10 protein-coding genes are annotated in these 16,580 nt (G+C 52.1%); 3 read left to right on the plus strand and 7 right to left on the minus strand.

The genetic code is table 11. From position 1 onward, the window contains the following. Positions 1 to 3: 3 nt before the first annotated feature. From pgaB to EDC63_RS10800, 6 genes are all read right to left on the minus strand, one after another. Positions 4 to 1,956, minus strand: a complete 1,953-nt coding sequence (pgaB, locus tag EDC63_RS10775; RefSeq protein WP_223248176.1) for a poly-beta-1,6-N-acetyl-D-glucosamine N-deacetylase PgaB — start codon at positions 1,954 to 1,956, stop codon at positions 4 to 6. A 7-nt stretch (positions 1,957 to 1,963) separates the two neighbouring features. After that, positions 1,964 to 4,444 (minus strand): poly-beta-1,6 N-acetyl-D-glucosamine export porin PgaA, encoded by a 2,481-nt coding sequence (pgaA, locus tag EDC63_RS10780; protein WP_165922981.1) that lies wholly within the window; start codon positions 4,442 to 4,444, stop codon positions 1,964 to 1,966. 441 nt (positions 4,445 to 4,885) lie between these two features. Continuing rightward, complete coding sequence (locus EDC63_RS10785; RefSeq protein WP_124945320.1) at positions 4,886 to 5,803, minus strand: diguanylate cyclase; 918 nt, start codon at positions 5,801 to 5,803, stop codon at positions 4,886 to 4,888. 137 nt (positions 5,804 to 5,940) lie between these two features. Further along, entirely contained in the window at positions 5,941 to 7,251 is a 1,311-nt protein-coding gene (locus tag EDC63_RS10790; protein ID WP_124945321.1) for a hemolysin family protein, read from the minus strand. A 198-nt stretch (positions 7,252 to 7,449) separates the two neighbouring features. Beyond that, the gene (locus tag EDC63_RS10795) at positions 7,450 to 8,013 is read right to left on the minus strand and encodes a response regulator transcription factor (protein ID WP_124945322.1); all 564 of its coding nucleotides are present in this window, start codon (positions 8,011 to 8,013) and stop codon (positions 7,450 to 7,452) included. Further along, complete coding sequence (locus EDC63_RS10800; protein WP_124945323.1) at positions 8,010 to 9,347, minus strand: ATP-binding protein; 1,338 nt, start codon at positions 9,345 to 9,347, stop codon at positions 8,010 to 8,012. Before EDC63_RS10800 ends, EDC63_RS10795 begins: the two co-directional genes overlap by 4 nt. A 147-nt stretch (positions 9,348 to 9,494) precedes the next feature. Here EDC63_RS10800 and EDC63_RS10805 point away from each other — a divergent pair, with 147 nt between their 5' ends. Then, a complete protein-coding gene (locus EDC63_RS10805; RefSeq protein ID WP_124945324.1) occupies positions 9,495 to 10,433 on the plus strand; it encodes a transporter family protein in 939 nt (312 codons plus the stop codon). Positions 10,434 to 10,836: 403 nt separating this feature from the next. Here EDC63_RS10805 and EDC63_RS10810 read toward each other — a convergent pair whose 3' ends face one another. Continuing rightward, positions 10,837 to 11,787, minus strand: a complete 951-nt coding sequence (locus tag EDC63_RS10810; RefSeq protein WP_124945325.1) for a LysR family transcriptional regulator — start codon at positions 11,785 to 11,787, stop codon at positions 10,837 to 10,839. 282 nt (positions 11,788 to 12,069) lie between these two features. Here EDC63_RS10810 and EDC63_RS10815 point away from each other — a divergent pair, with 282 nt between their 5' ends. Further along, the gene (locus tag EDC63_RS10815; RefSeq protein ID WP_124945326.1) at positions 12,070 to 13,725 is read left to right on the plus strand and encodes an NADH-quinone oxidoreductase subunit L; all 1,656 of its coding nucleotides are present in this window, start codon (positions 12,070 to 12,072) and stop codon (positions 13,723 to 13,725) included. Between the two features lie 2 nt (positions 13,726 to 13,727). Continuing rightward, complete coding sequence (locus tag EDC63_RS10820; protein WP_124945327.1) at positions 13,728 to 16,337, plus strand: YbcC family protein; 2,610 nt, start codon at positions 13,728 to 13,730, stop codon at positions 16,335 to 16,337. Positions 16,338 to 16,580: the final 243 nt, after the last annotated feature.

A 16,580-nucleotide genomic window follows, 5' to 3' on the forward strand; every position in this document is an offset into this window, starting at 1 on the left:
CCGCTATCGGTTAGGGAAAACACGTAAGGATAATTCCAGCTTGACTTCGTCAAGCGTCGGCCGATTCTGAATGAAGTCGTCCGGATAATACCCCACGCTTTTCGCTCCGTTTAATTTCAACAGGCGCATCTGCTGCGCCAAAGTATTGCCAGAAACCGCAGTATTCGTTCGCCAATCTGTCCCTTGCAGTTCGAATACCACCTTGCCTTGTGCTTGCGGTTCAGTTAACACTTTGGTAGCGAGAGTTTTCAGCCAGATTTCTGTATCTGCCGCGTTTTCCATGTAGGGCATTGCCATAATGGCAGTCCAGTCGTAGGCATTGAGAAACACCGGCAGGGATTGGGCGAACCATGCTTCTGATTCAGGGTTTAACGCTACTGAGGCATAGAGATTCCGGGCGGTGAGCAAGCCGGGGCGGTATCGCCCAGCGGAGTCACGTAGTGCCAGACTGAAGTCGACTAAATATTTGGTTTTGGCTTTTGTCCATTGATTCAGCAAGGCAGGGGTGTTGCGGATGGCAGGCACGCTATCCGGCAATTTCCATTCTGATGCGTAATACGCTAAGGCCTGGGAACTGGCGTCTTCGTAATCGGATAATGTGGCATCGTCATGAAACAGCAGACCTGAAATCGGCGTGTTTTTAGCCAGATCCTCGTAAATTTCCTTTATGGCTTGCCGGGCTTGTGGAGAAAATGGCGACAGACGGCGATAACCGGAGGTGTCACCATTGGCAGCTACCACCAGATGTTTGCTGGCTGGATCGTTGTCAGGTAGCTCAAATGCCAACAGTGGCAACCAGGCATAAACCCTCACACTGGCGCGGCTTGCCAGTTGCCAGGCAACGCGATTGAACAGGTCGGCGCGCATCGACATGCGTCGGTTGGGGAAATAAAGTGCCTGGGCTGTACCGCGTCCGGCAGGGTCGGCATAGGCTTGCAGGAATACGGTGTTGGCACCTGATTCAAGCACCCGGTCGAGGAGTCTGGACAGGTTTTTTTCTTGCTGATCCGGATCAGTATCGTAGACATAATCCAGGTCGATGTGCATGAGGCGCATGACCGGTTTCGGTGTGGTTACGCGCAAAGTATCGGCGAATCCAGTCAGAGGTGGGTTAAAGTGGATAAGAAAGCGGCGGATTTCACGTTGCGCAGCGGACGTGTTGGCGTGATTCATACCATCTTCCAGCGTGAACTGCACAGGCATGCCCAGTTGCTCTGCAATCTCGCTTGTTTCCTGACTATAGCGCCCATATGGCCAGACGATGATACGGGGGCGCTTGCCGATTTTTTCTTCGATCAATTGCGAATTTCTGGCGAGATCCTCACGAATACGTGATTGAAAAGCCGTATCGCTCTCGTATTGTTGGGTGCTGGCATTATAGGTGCGTGTTACTGCCGCAGGCTCCTGATTCCCCTGTGGATTGGCAAGGATGCCGCGATGCAGGTTGTAGCTATGTGAAGCGATCTCTATCAGGCCGGAAGACTGCATTTCTTTAACATTTTTCCAGCTGACAAATTTTGAGCGGGATAATGGCCGGTCACCATAGAGGACAGTCCCGTTTTCTGGCGCATCCATCCATGAGCCTACCAGGGCGAGCACTGCCGGAAAGTTGAAAGCTTTGAGTAACGGAAAGACTTCCTCGTAGAAGTTCCGGTAACCATCGTCAAAGGTGAGTAGTGCAGCCTTGTCCGGAAGCGCTTTGCCTCCTTTTTGCGCGGCTAAGATGTCATCAACGGATATCGGGTGGTAGCCGTTTTCTTTCAGCCAGGAAAATTGTGCCACTAGCTGATCAAGATCAACTGCATCCGGATCAGGTTCTGCTCGCACATCCTTGACTACATCGTGGTAGCACAATACAAGATAGGCGTTGTCAGCGGCTCTGGCCGGTAACGTCAAACCCAAAAACAGCAAGACGCCGAGCAGCAGGGAGAAAAATTTTGGCAATATAAAGTGCATCACAGCGTTAGAATCTCCAGTTCAGGCGTAAATCCAGGTAGCGGGCAGTTTCTTCATTGCCATCATAAGGATGGCGACGGAGCCCGATGCCCCAGGTAAAGGATGTGGCATGGTCAAGTGTCCAATCCTGTTCGTATTTCAGGCTGGTAACCGGCATAGCGCCAAAACCTGCCTGGGCGTAACTGCCTGCGCCAGCCACTACGCGATGCCACATGGATCGTTCGAATCTGCGGAAACCCAGCCATTCACCGATTACGGTGAGCTCTGTGCCGGTTGCATGAGCTGGATTGAAATAGACCGCATCGTTCAGTGAATTCTGGGAATAGGAGAAGTTGGCCTCGGTATACAGTTTGAAGCGTGGCTGGTTTACCCAGCGCTCGCGCCAGTTGGCACTCCAGTCCGTACGTTTGTTGCCGTCGTTAAAATCTTGCCATGACAGGGTTGTACCGATTTGACGTACTTCATCACGACACCAGGTGACAGAAGTACTGTACTTGCTGGCTGTAAGGTTTTGATTCAGGCCTTTTGAAGGTAAATCTGTGGTATCAGTTTCGGCTACGGCCTTAAAAGTCCAATGATCGTCCGGGGCATAAGCCAGCGAGCCTGCCAGCCCTTTTCGGCTTGGTTTGACAGCTTGTCTGAGTTCCAATTCTGCCGACCAGTCGCGCCAAGCGTAATCCAGACCGGCTCCCATCCACTGCCGGAAGCCATTTCCGCCCTGAAATGAAGCATCGGCACGTGCAAACGAAGCAAATAAGCGCCATGAGCGTGGTGTGTCCCAGGCGAGCGGAGCAGAGTAAAGTTTGCCTCGCATAACGAAACTGTGGCTTGCTTCGCCCCCCGCATCCCAAGTGCTTTCCAGCACAAGTTCGGGTTTGTCATGCAGAGCGTTCAAAGTGGCTGTTTCACGAACCGTCCGGTCTTCAGGATAGTTTGTCAAAAGCCAATGGGTTTCTGTTTGAGCACGTTGCCAGTCTTGTCTTGAAAGTGCTGCGCCTTGCGCTGCCAAATGCGCTTCTTTGTCTTTATCGTCAATATTTAAGGCCAGGTCAGCATCATCCAGCGCACGTCTCGGCCAGCCACGCCACCGCTCTATGTGTGACAATAGCGCTCGTGTACCTGAGTTTCCCGGTGCGCGCAGCAATAACGCTTCCAGCCGGCGCTGCGCCTCGTCTAACTGGTCGGCATAGGCGCGTGCCATTGCCGCATCTTGCCGAGATTCCAGGTAAGCCGGATTATCACGCGCCATGAGCGGGCTGTAGGTGTGAATTCGTAAAGGGGTTTCTTCGGCCAGGCGGTCGATGACTTCTTGCGCCTCGGTATAGGATTCGCAATCCACCAACGCATGAAACAATCCCCATCGATACGCTGCATTTTTAGGGTCGCGTGTTATGAGTTCGCGATATAAGTCGCGTGCTTGTTCTGGCTGTTTAAGTTCAAGATAAGAAGCGGCTGCTGTAGCACGGGCGTAATCAGGCACAGCTTTACCTTCATGTAGCAGCGTCTCATACAACGCTACGGCTTCAGCGCTTCTGCGCCGGTTAGTAAGCGCTACCACACGGTCATACCGAATTTGGTCGTTTATCAGGGTGGTTTGTGCGGGTGGAGGATTTGTTAGTAACTGATCACTTTCTTTTAAAGCCATGTCAGTGTGTAAAAATCGCAAGATTGGCTTGTCTTCATCTGCAGCACCCCAGCGTATCAGCACGGCTGTGGTATCTGCTTGTAAAGCGGCACTTTCTGCCTGGGTAAGCACACCGGGATGGGCTGCTGCTAATGAGCCAGCTTCGTGATATGCCCCCAACATGCGTAATACCTGGACATGCCCACGCCACCCTTCCCGGTCATTCGGAGCCAATTCTGTCAAACGCTGATAAGCGTACAAAGCCACGGTATATTCCTGCGCTCTTCCAGTCGCATATCCATAAGCGCGCCAACTGTCTGGCTTGTCGGGATATTGCATGGTCAGGGATTTTCCTGCAGTAAGTGCGGATGCATAAGCGTTACCATCTGCCAGGGAATATACCAAACCCAATTGGCTTTCCCAGCGTGCGGGTGCATTGGCTAGTACCTGGCGGTATAAGGTTTCAGCCAGGCTGTAATGTTTCAAGTTACGTGCGGCGCTGGCAAGGGCTTCCAGTACATAGGCTGGGGTGTCTCGCCGCGCTGTCAATTGTTCCATCCATAGCAATGCTTCTTGGTCACGCCCAGCCCAGGTCAGCGTTGTTACGTAGTCAAACAGATAGCGAAGCGGTAATTGTGGTTGTGTCAGCGCTGATTGCCAAAGCATAGCGGCATCCGGATTGCCGCTGCGAGAAGAAGCGAGCGCTTGCTGATAAACGGGCTCAGCTGTTGTCAGTGAAAAAGACAGCGAGTTGAGTGAATCCGCAAGCTTGAGCGTATTTTCGGCGGCATTAGCCCATACCGGTTGCGCCAGCATAATACAGGCTAAAAGCGGCCTGCAAAATGGCTGTATGGATAAGCTCAAAGGAATTTGTGCTGGCCGTGTTGTTTTTGTCTTAAGTTCAAGGGCGGATTTATTTCGCAATGGCGAGTTTAACGACCTCAATTTATTAGCGTGATACATGGAGCATCCATTAATTCCATTTTTAGTGAAGGCAGACTTCAGTAATAAAGCTTGTTCTGAAAAAATTCATTCTCAATTAATAGGAAGCAAAAAATATGCCACTTATAATTTATTGATTTATATATAAGTTTTATTTTTATTTGACGAGATTCTGACAGCTGTGGCGAGTTGTACGGCTTGTTAACAGGTTGGTTTTGATGAAGAAGGTTGGATGAGGTGGAGGTATAGCTGTAATGCCGGTATTAAAAATGGTGCTTATAGCACCGGGGGTAAAATGCTGGATAATTTTGAAAATCGGATCGAACTGATTCGAAAGAATTGTTCATACTCTTTCTGGTAGCGCTAAGTTTTCCAGACGCAAACGCAATTTCGCCCACTTGCTTTTGCACAAAGTAGCGCGTGGTCAGCATGTTCGATTGATTCCTCTATCCCTATGTCACTGACCATGTCAGCAATGCCGAATGAAGCGGTGACGTGAATAATTGATCCGTCAGGCATCGATATAGGCAGCGCTTGCAGTTCGGTACGCAATCGATTGATAGTGACTTCAAGTTGTTCTTCCGTCGTACCGGGAAAGTTTAATAGAAATTCTTCGCCACCGTAACGGAATATCGTGTCGTATTTTCGCAGCCTGTCAGTAAAGAACTGACTGATCGTCTTTAAAACGAGATCTCCAGCCTGATGCCCGAATTGATCATTGATTTTTTTAAAATGATCGATATCCATCAGGCAAATAGAGCATGGTTCTTTTGTTCGAATTGATCTCTCCAGTTCTTGGGCAAGCTTGTAAGACATGGCATGGCGATTCCAAGTGCCAGTAAGTTGATCTACTGTGCAGACTTTTTCAATAAGCTCAAACTGAAGTTTGCGTGTTTCAAGCTTAAAATGGATAGCATTATCCATAAATGCATTATAAGCCCCCATCGAAATGGGAGATTGAGCCGTCTTGGAAACAAGCAGGTTTCGCACTTTGTCATGCATCAGTTTATGAAGGTTTTCCAACTTTTGGAACCTGACGTTCGAGCCTAATCCACCCTGATTTTGCTTGTAGTACCACTGACCAAATTTGCAGAGGCAGTGTCCGTCTTCCTGAAGGTCATCCGGATTGGGGTTGCCATCGCAAATCAGCGATCGGTGTATATCTTTCAGCCATTTTTCATGATGAAGAAGCGCAGAATCGATTTCCTGGATATTTCCCAGGCAGTTCTGTATTCCTGAATGCTTTGATTGATGCTGTATGGGAGGTTTTTTCCGTGGCATTTATTTCAGATCATTAATATTGGCTGAAGGAAGCATAAATGGTACATCCACTATTTGCAAACAAATTTGCCTGCAAAAAAACGTTATTCTTGATGGATTCTGAAGTGTTTTAGTGACTATACGTTATCAGAATGTACTTAATTATTCCCGACACCCGGTTCGGTGTGCCGAATAGCAAGTATCTGATCCACCCTGTTTCTATCTACATCAACCACTTCAAAGTCCCATTCACCACAAGAAAACTGCTCGGATTTACGAGGGATGCGGCCAAGAGAAGCAAGAACGAATCCGCCGACAGTGTGAAAATTGCCAAGATCTTCATGGGGAAGGGAGCGAATCTCCAGTTTGTCCTTCATTTCGTCGATAGCCAGCAAACCATCCAGCAACCATGAGCCATCCGGGCGACGTACGGCGAGGGCTTCTTCAGAAGTGACGCCAAGAGGCATCATTTCACCTACCAGTGACATCATCACGTCATCCAGAGTGACAATACCTTCGGTGACACCAAATTCAGTGACTACCAGGGCGAATGTGACCTTTTGCTGACGCAGCGTGCGCAGGAGATCGATCAGGGTTAGCGTTCCGGGTACAAAAAGTGGCGTGGCCAGGGGAAGCTCGGCAAAATCCACGTTGCCTTCCATGGCCGCCTGCAGGATGTCGTGACTCTCGGCGATGCCGATAACTTGTTGCAGGTCGCCTTTGCAAACCGGTAATTGTGAATGAGGGGCTTCGCGCAGCAGTCTGAGATTGCGTTCGCGGGGAGCAAGCAGATCCAGATAAGTTACATCAGCGGTGGGGGTCATAATGGCAGCAAGCCGGCGGTCTTCCAGTCGAAGTACATTTCCCAGCAAGTGGCTTTCTTCCGAAGCGATGGCACCTACTTTGAACCCCTCGTCCACAAAGGCAAGAATATCTTCCACGCTGGTGACTGCAGGGGCTGATTTAATCGGCAGAATTGCCAGAATTCGGTCTGCGGTCCAGGAAAGGAAATGGATAGCCGGCGATAACATCCTGATGAAAATCGCCATGAACGGGGCGCACATTGCAGCCACCCGCTCCGGGTGGGCGATTGCGATACGCTTGGGGACAATCTCTCCCAAAATAATGGAAACAGCAGTGACGATGATAATGGTAATGGTGAATGAAATGGTGCCGCGCCATTCTGTGAGGAAGGCGAAGCCAGAGGGAATGAATGAATCAACGGATGCAGAAAGGGCTGACTCGCCATAAATACCCATCAATAAGGCAGCAGCCGTTATGCCTGTCTGGGTTGCTGCCAGCAGGCGGCTGGGATGTTCTTTAATGGTGATGGCAGCGGATGCGCCTTTGTGTCCTTCATTAGCCATTTTGATAAGCTTGCCGCGTCGAGAGGATGCGAGCGCCATTTCGGCAAGGGCAAAAAATCCGGAAAGGACAATCAGAAGAACAAGTATCCACAGGGCATTCATGTTGCTACTCCAATTTTTTGGGAATCTGCGCTATTTTAGCAAATGCGGCGTGATATGCAGATTTGGGGTGTGAAAAATAGCGCATTCTAGATTTGCGCCATAATTCTTTAGCCGTCTTGAAGTGTACCCTAAAGTAGCCGGTGTTTTATTGGAAAGCTAGCTAGGCTGTGACTGAAGTAGTTGTTAACGAAAATTTTTCTATACCTTGACGGGTTTTTTAGTCAGTTTTCTTTGCAGGGTACGGCGATGCATGTTGAGGGCACGGGCTGTGGCGGAAATATTGCCTTGATTTTCTGCCAGTATTTTCTGGATGTGCTCCCATTCAAGCCTGTCCACAGACAAAGGGGATGGGTTAATGGCGATCTGGGCGTCGCCACTTTCTTTATGCAGTGCAGCCACAATCTCATCGGCATCAGCCGGCTTTGCCAGATAGTGGGTGGCGCCAAGCTTGATGGCTTCTACCGCAGTGGTTATGCTGGCGTAGCCGGTGAGTACGACAATACGGGTTTGTTCATCCAGTTCCTTGAGTTTTTCTACCAGTATCAGGCCAGAAGGGCCGGGCATCTTCAGGTCGATTACGACATATTCTGGCGGATTGGCTTGGGCGAGCAACAGTGCTGTGCCAACCTCATGGGCAACACTGATAGTAAACCCTCGTTTTTTTAATGCGTTGGCCAAAACTTTGCAAAAAGTCACATCGTCGTCAACCAGCAGCAAGCTGGGGAGTTCTTCTTCGGAGGGTGTTGCGCTATTTTCCATCATATTAGGTGCGTAGCCAGTTTTGCTAAAGGGAGTGTCAGTCGGATGCAGGCTCCACCCCCTTCGCGGTTGAATAATTCCACGGTGCCGCCAAGTCGTTCAATCGTGGCATTGGCAAGAAACAGGCCGATACCTATCCCTTGCCCGGGCGCTTTTGTCGTGAAAAAGGGTTTGCCGGCCTGAGCCATCGTTTCGGGTGATAAACCGGGGCCGCGATCCAGAATTTCAACGAACAGGGTTTGATTGTCCCATTTTCCCAGAATTTCAAGACTTTCAGGGGAAGCGTCTGCGGCATTATTGAGCAAATTCATGATCGCCTGGCTTAGTGTCTGGTCCGCAATGATGTCGGGAGTGGGTTGCGTACCGCCCCAATTGATAGCAATTTCCGTTTTGGGGCGCAAAATTTGCCACTTATCCACTAACTCGGAAAGGTAGGTATTTACTGGCAAGCTGTTGCCGCCTTCTGCTCTGACTTGTCCGGATGATGCGAGCAAATTAGAGAGTATTTGCTTGCAGTTGGCAACCTGATCGCGCAATATTTGCAGATTTTCCGATAATTCCGGGTCGTTTTTATATTCGCGTTGTAATTCGTTGGTAACTACCGCCATGGTAGAAAGCGGGGTGCCCAGTTCGTGCGCAGCCCCCGCAGCCAGCGTACCCATGGCTACAATGCGTTCATTGCGCAGAGTTTCTTCACGGGCGTTTGCCAGTAGTTGGTCACGTTCCCGCAATGTGGCAGCCATTTTGACAACAAAAAATGATACCAGCACTGCGCTGATCGCATAGTTGAACCACATGCCCAGCACGTGGAGGCTGAATGTTTCCCCCCCGGTGTGATGCATGTGCGCAGCTGAAGGTGCCCGAGAGATGATGTTGCCCGGTAGGGAAGGGTCCGGGAAAGGATGTCCGAAAGGGACGTAGTAAAACATCAGCAGCGAGTAGCAGCTTATGGTAATTGTTGCCATTGCAGCGGTATAACTTAGTGGCAGCGTTGCAGCCGCGAGGGTTAGCGGAAGCAGAAACAAAGATATGAAAGGATTGGTAGAGCCACCGCTGAGGTAAACCAGCAAGGCCAGCACTATTACGTCAATCGTTAATTGCCCAAACAGTTCCAGATCAGTGGTTGACCAAGGACGCTTCAGACGTTGCCAGGTGAGTAAATTGATCAGCGCCAGACCGCCGATGATAATGGACATGGCAGTTAATGGTAATGAAATTGCCAAAAAAAAGTGCGCTACCAGGATTGCCAAAACCTGCCCGGCAATCTCAATGTTCCGCAGAACGAACAGACGATGCAGGTTAATGGCTGCTGGCACTTGCCGATTAATCAAGATCATAAAGGGTCGTCCCGTGTTTCAGTCATCCCTATTTTATCCTGTTTCCGGAAGGATAGTTAAGGTGCGACATCATGTCACATTCTTGAATTGGAATGACATCGATATGATGCAATGAAGCCAAAAAAATATTCAATGGGTAGGGGTAATATGAAAGTTCAAGGCAGCAGCTTTGTTGTATGTGGGATGTTTGTGCTGGTGCATACACTTGCCCATGCCAGTTGCGGGTCTGCCGCCTGTGCCATTAATACGCAGTGGGAACAGGGAATACAGCCGCCGGGGATAGCTGTTGATTTGCGTTATGAATATATCAAGCAAGATCAATTGCGCGAAGGCGCTTCAAAAACGCTGAAAGGCGCTGGTGAAGCACTAGAGAAGCAAACTACTAATCGGAATCTGGTCACTACGCTGGATTATATGCTTGATGCAAACTGGAGTTTCGCGTTAAGCGCACCCATTGTCAGTCGCGATCATACCCATGTGTTAAATGATACGCAGGAGACAGAATCCTGGAATTTTTCAAAATTGGGTGATGTTTTGGTAACGGGGCGTTATCAACCTTCTGTAGAGGCTTTCCAGAATTTCCGGTATGGCTTCAAATTCGGGGTAAAACTCCCAACGGGATCCACAGATATTGTCAATTCTGAAGGCGCAAAGGCGGAGCGTGCGCTTCAACCAGGAACGGGTAGCACAGACGCATTGCTTGGCGCATTTGTGCATCAGGCCCTGCCGAATACTTCAGGTGGTTGGTTTGTGCAAGCCGTGTGGCAACATGCCATAACAACTTACGACAATTTTACACCGGGCGATCGCATTGCCATTGATTTGGGGCTGAATTACCCGTTGTCGGAAAAATGGGGAGTATTGCTTCAATTGAATGCGCTGCATAAGAATCGAGATGCAGGCACCAATGCTGAACCGGATTTGTCTGGAGGGACATATGTTTTTGTAAGTCCGGGTTTGAGCTATGCACTAGGTCCACATTCACAGGTTTATGGATTCATTCAGAAACCTGTTTATCAGTATGTAAACGGTGTGCAATTAACAGCAGATTTAACAGCGGTGATTGGGGTACGTCATCACTTTTAATATGGGATCCATTTTTTGTAGATAAAGAAAAAATTGCCTTCTGATTATCCAGGATTATTGGCCATGACAAACCGCTTTCAGATAGATTCAAGCGTGTTTTCAACGTCAATCAGAAAACGGGGAAGTTAGCTCATGCCAAAGCTAATCCAGTAAAATGCCGCTTTATAGGTGTGTTTTTACACAATATCGACCCGTTTCTGTTGCAGAGGTAGTCCCGGAATAGCTGTCTGCTTTTCAACCCATTTCCTCAATAAATTCAATTCCTGTCACAACGCCGAGCCCAGGTTATTCATTTGGACTGCCAAAACCGGCAATTTCCTCGGCAAGGTTACCTGCGCTTATTTCGCGTTGAATAAGTGCACTACTATTCGACACGCTGCACCAGTCCATCGTCACCCCCGTATTATTTATTTTCTGGTGATTGCACATATTCTGGCGCTGAAATTTGCAGCCGTGGTGTTAACAGCTTTATATGGGCGCGCAGAAAATCCAGAAAAGTAGTGGCTACGACAGAGAGATCCTTCCCCTTGGGGCGGACAACATGCCAAGCCCGCATGATGGGGAAGCCCTGCGCATCCAGAACAGCCAGCTCTTCCTGGCGGGGATCAGGGTTGAGCGTGCTTCTGGATAGCATCGCAAGCCCAAGACCGCCAGCCACAGCCTGTTTTATGGCCTCATTGCTCCCTAACTCCATTTTGATCTTTATGGGAGTCTTGCGTTTCTGAAACAGTTTTTCCATAGCTATTCGCGTACCTGAGCCCTGCTCCCGCATTAGAAAGGTTTCGTTAGCCAGCTCTGCAAACGGTATGCGTTTGCGTTGGGCCAAGGGGTGCGAGACCGGGGCTATTACCACAAGCGGATTCTCCATGAACGCTTCGCTTTCAACATCAAGATCATCGGGTGGAAGCCCCATAATATAGAGATCATCCTGATTGCGAGCCAATCGCTCCAGAAGTCGATCGCGGTTGACTACTTCCATCGCGATGTCTATTCCCGGGTATTGAGCGCAGAAAGGGCCCAGCACGCGGGGCATGAAGTACTTGGTAGTCGTCACTGCTGCGATCTTTAGGCGACCTTGCTTTAGGCCCTTAATATTGGAGATGGTCTGCTCAAACCGGTTCCATGTATCCAGCCAGTTGGAGCAAGTCAGGTAGAGCTCTTGGCCGGCCTCGGTCAGGAAGATTTTCTTTCCAAGCTGATCCAATAAGAGCAAGCCAACCTGTTCATGTAGCAGCCTGATCTGCTTCGAGACGGTGGGCTGAGTGACATGCATTTCCTCCGCGGCACGGGAAAAGCTTTTTAACCGCGCCACCGCCTCGAAAGTCTGTAACTGACGCAGGGTGACATGCATCATAGCCGGCTCCTGATTACATTTATATATAGCCAAAAGTCTATCATAACCATAGTAATAATTCATTATCGTTATCCATAGTAATTCTCTAGACTATTTCCCAATGGCGGCACGTCCTTACTGCTCCCGCCAAATCCCTTTGTTAACCCAGGAGTCGAATCATGAGCCATCATCCTACGCCGAAATCCGTTTCGTCTGGGCGACCATGCACCTGCCTCCTACTGCCCTGGGACGGCAGAGAAGGATGCTATTCCCTCTTTTTTCTAACCCTAAACGGAGGTTGTCATGCAATCAATATCTAGCCTCCTTACGCCTATTCTGGTTATTTTTGCCCCGTTGATCTTGCTGTTGGCGGGATTGATACCGACTGGCTGGGCCAACCAACGCCCAAGGTTTATGGCGCGCCTGAACGGCACCATTTCCTGGATCGCCTGCTTCAGCGCCTTGCTGGCGGCAGCAGTACACAGCTTCGACGGCACCCGCACCTGGACCCTCTACACTATTGACCTGCCGGGAGACATTGGTGCCTTTTCCATCAGCGCCTACGTCAACAGTGTTACCGTAATCATGCTGGTTCTGGTGTCCTTCGTTGGTGCCGTGGTGACTCGCTACTCGCGCAACAACCTGGATGGGGATCGCAACCAGGGGCGCTTCCACAAGTGGCTTAGCCTGACCCTGGGTACTATTCTGACCCTGATCATATCGGGTAATATGCTCATGTTCTGGTTGGCCTGGATCTCCAACAGTCTGTGCCTGCATCAACTCCTGACGTTCTATCGAGAGCGTCCGGCTGCCTTGTTGGCCGCGCACAAGAAATTTATCGCCAACCGGATCAGCGATCTGAGCCATCTCACTGCCATTTTTCTGATCGGTTCGACCCTGCATAGTCTTGAGTACGCGGACGTGCTCCACAGCATGGCGGCGATGAATGGCCCATTACCGCTTGCTCTGGAATGGGCATCGGTATTGATCGTGCTGAGCGCCGTCCTCAAATCCGCCCAGTTCCCACTACATGGCTGGCTGATTCAGGTGGTGGAGGCGCCCACGCCCGTGTCCGCCCTGTTGCATGCTGGCATCGTCAACGCCGGTGCCTTTCTGATCATTCGCATGAGCCCCATCATGTCGCAATCCGAAGTCGCTCAGGGATCTTTGGCGGTTATCGGCCTCACCACCCTGGCCCTGGCCTCTCTGGTGATGCTCACCCAGACTAGCATCAAGGTGTCGCTAGCCTGGTCCACCACCGCGCAGATGGGTTTCATGCTGCTGGAGTGCGGTCTTGGTCTCTACAGCCTGGCCATGCTGCACCTGGTGGCCCACTCTCTGTACAAGGCTCACGCTTTCCTGGCCTCCGGCAGTGGTGTGGACGCCTTTCGGGCACCCGCCATAACCAGCAGTCCCGGCGGTTTCAAGCCCGGACTGATAGTCATGGCCCTGATTACCGGGGGGCTCATGGCGCTAGGCGTAGGGGCCGCCTTCGGCATCACCCCCGATGCACAACCGGCCCTTATCGCCACAGCGACTATCGTCGCAATAGCCATGAGTCAGCTGCTGCTGCAATCGGCCAGCGCGATGGGTAATGGCGTATTACTGCTGCGCGGCCTGGGGCTGAGCGCCGTAGTCTGCGTCGCCTATTTCACCTTGCATACTCTATTTGAGATGGCCCTGAAGGGTAGCGTGCTGCCCATACAGGATGCGGCTGGGCCTTTCCAGAGCGCATTAGCCCTTGTCATCGTCGGTGTTTTTCTGGCACTGATGATGTTGCAGCAGGCTCTCAAATACGCTCCAACTGCCTTGAGAGAAGGGTTGTACATGCACTTGTACAACGGCCTGTACATCGATGTGTACATCACCCGGTTGCTGCAGCGCGTATGGCCTAGTCCGAAACCGGTTCAGGATAGCCTGCATACACCCTTCGCTACAGAAAAATCCCACGGAGATTGATCATGAACATGAATGATAGCGCCGTCTTGAACGGGATCGAAAGCGCGGTCGGCAAAGAGTACACAACACACGGGAAGGCAGAGCAGGTAATGCAAACGCAATCGCGCACATTGCCTGCGCTGAATGCTGCAGAGCTGAACCGGTGCATTGATGCAGCCTGCGGGCGGATTGCGCCACTGTGGCCGCTTAAGCACTTCGTTGCCGTCAATCCCTTCGTCGGGCTAAGCGATTACAGTTTCCAGGATGCCTCGGACACCCTGGCCCGCATCACCGGCTCCAACCTCTATATGCCGCGTGACTATTACCACGAGCAACTGGCAACCGGCCGCATTTCCAAAGATGACCTGCAGCAGGCCATCGCCCGCTGCGGCAGCAGCCTGGATATGGCGATAGTTGAGTGGACGCTGGCTGCCGCTGCGCCTCGCCCCAGGCTGGGCATGGCCCCGGTCAGCGCGGTGCTGGAGCAGGTTGAAGGCGGACTCTGGTCAAGTTTCGTTACCGAGCGCATAAGCCTTCACTGCGCTGCCTATTTTGATCTGGGTCAGGCTATCGTAGCCATGCCCTGGCGTGACCAGTCCCTCTATACATCCTGGCGCAAGGCTGCCGCCATCGACCTCAGTCCGGCGATGATGGGCCTGCACCACTTTCGCTCGGAAGTCAGCCGGCTGCCTGCCGATTCGCGCACCGCTATCGCGTGGGCCGTTGCCCAACTGGATATCCCTGATGCGGGAATGGAGCGTTATCTGCATGCCTCGCTGCTGAGTATCGGCGGCTGGGCGGCCTGGGCCCGTTACTTGCGCTGGCAGGCAGAACTCAGCGGAGGGCGGGACGATTCCATCGTTGACCTGTTGGCCATCCGTCTGATGTGGGATGTGCTGTTGTTCAAGGAAAAAGAATCGGTAGGCCTGGTGGCGGGCTGGCGCGAGATGTTGGCCGCCAGCATGCGCCCTCCCTCCGCCAAGCGTCAGGTGGCGGCGGAGATAGACCGCATTATGCTCAACGCCATGGAAATTGGCTTTCAGCGCACTGTAATCGCCGGCCTGAACAGTGCAGCCCGGAACGGGCTGCGTACCCAGCCCACCGCCCGGCCAGCGGTCCAGGCAGCCTTCTGCATTGACGTGCGTTCCGAAGTGTTTCGCCGTTCCCTGGAGACCGTGACGCCATCGGTGCAGACCATTGGCTTCGCCGGTTTCTTCGGCATCTTCATCGAGCACGTACCCTTGGGCGCCAGTGTTGGTCATAGCCATGTGCCGGTGATCTTCAAGCCGGCCTATCGTATCTATGAAAAGGTCAAGGATGGTAATCAGCAGACGAGCAATGAGCTGAACAATCGGCGCCGACGAATCGGTTTGTCCAAGGCTTGGAAAGGCTTCAAACTGTCGGCATCCTCCTGTTTCTCCTTTGTCGAGGCCGTTGGGTTGATGTATGCACCCAAGCTGCTGACCGACAGCTTCGGCTGGAGCCGGCCGGTTCCCGATCCCTTCACCTATGGTCTCGACCAGCAGGTGATCGATCGGATAGGGCCGACGCTGGCCGAGGTACCTAAGGCGCAGTCCTGTCCCCATCATGCGGATTCGGGCATTCCGGCGTCCGATTGGGTTGGGCATGCAGAGCGCATTCTGCGTGCCATGTCCATGACCAACAACTTCGGGCGCCTGGTGCTGTTGGCCGGCCACGGCAGTACCACGGTGAACAATCCCCACGCCTCCGGCCTGGACTGCGGCGCTTGCGCCGGGCAGACTGGCGAGGCCAGCGCCCGTGTGGTGGTCGCTCTGCTAAATCAGCCGGCAGTGCGACGCGACCTGCGTGAACGGGGTATCGTCATCCCCGAGGACACATGGTTCCTGGCCGGACTTCACGACACCACTACGGATGAAGTACGTCTGTTTGATACCGACGAGGTGCCCAAGCAGTTGGCCCCGGACTTGGAACAACTGCATAAGTGGCTGGAACAGGCCAGTGACCTGACCCGCATGCAGCGTTCCGCGTTGCTGGGTATCGCCAGCCTGCCCAACCACGAGATAGAGACCAATGTGCGCCAGCGCAGTCGCGACTGGTCCCAGGTGCGGCCGGAATGGGCTCTGGCTAACAACGCCGCCTTCATCGCCGCGCCGAGGGAGCGCACGGTCAGCATGAATCTGGATGGCCGCGCCTTCCTGCACGAGTATGCCTGGCAGAACGACAGTGAGTTCAAGATTCTGGAGTTGATCATGACCGCTCCCATGGTGGTGGCCAACTGGATCAACATGCAGTACTACGGATCGGTGGTCGACAACCAGCGTTTCGGCAGCGGCAACAAGGTACTGCACAACGTGACGGGCGGTGCCATCGGCGTGTTGGAGGGCAACGGCGGCGACCTGCGCGTCGGTCTGCCGATGCAGTCCCTGCACAACGGCGAGCGTTGGGTGCATGAACCGTTGCGGTTGAGCGTGTTTATTGAGGCACCTCAGGCGGCCATAGAAAACATTATGGCTCGCCATGAACTGGTGAGCCAGTTGGTGGAGAATGGTTGGCTGCACCTGTTCCGCATAGACGAGGAAAGTGTTGTCCATCGGCGCGTGTCAGGCACACAGTGGGAGCAAGCTGACATGCCGCAACAGGCTGCCCTATGACCGTTGATTGCAGCCATTCAAATACGGGTCCAAGTATGTCACTGTTCTATTGACAGGTAATGGAATTATGCATACTGGCACAGAAACAATGACTGTTTTGCCACCCCTGGCCACGACTACCATCACAAACATATTTCCAACAAGACTTCGGAGCGTGAATCTAACCCGCACCTGGCGGGCAAAAGTCGCGATAAATTGCCTGAGCCCAATGCAATCCGTAAGCTTCACGCGGAGAACCTGCAA

Source organism: Sulfurirhabdus autotrophica, assembly GCF_004346685.1.
In the GTDB taxonomy this organism is placed as follows: Bacteria; Pseudomonadota; Gammaproteobacteria; order Burkholderiales; family SMCO01; genus Sulfurirhabdus; species Sulfurirhabdus autotrophica.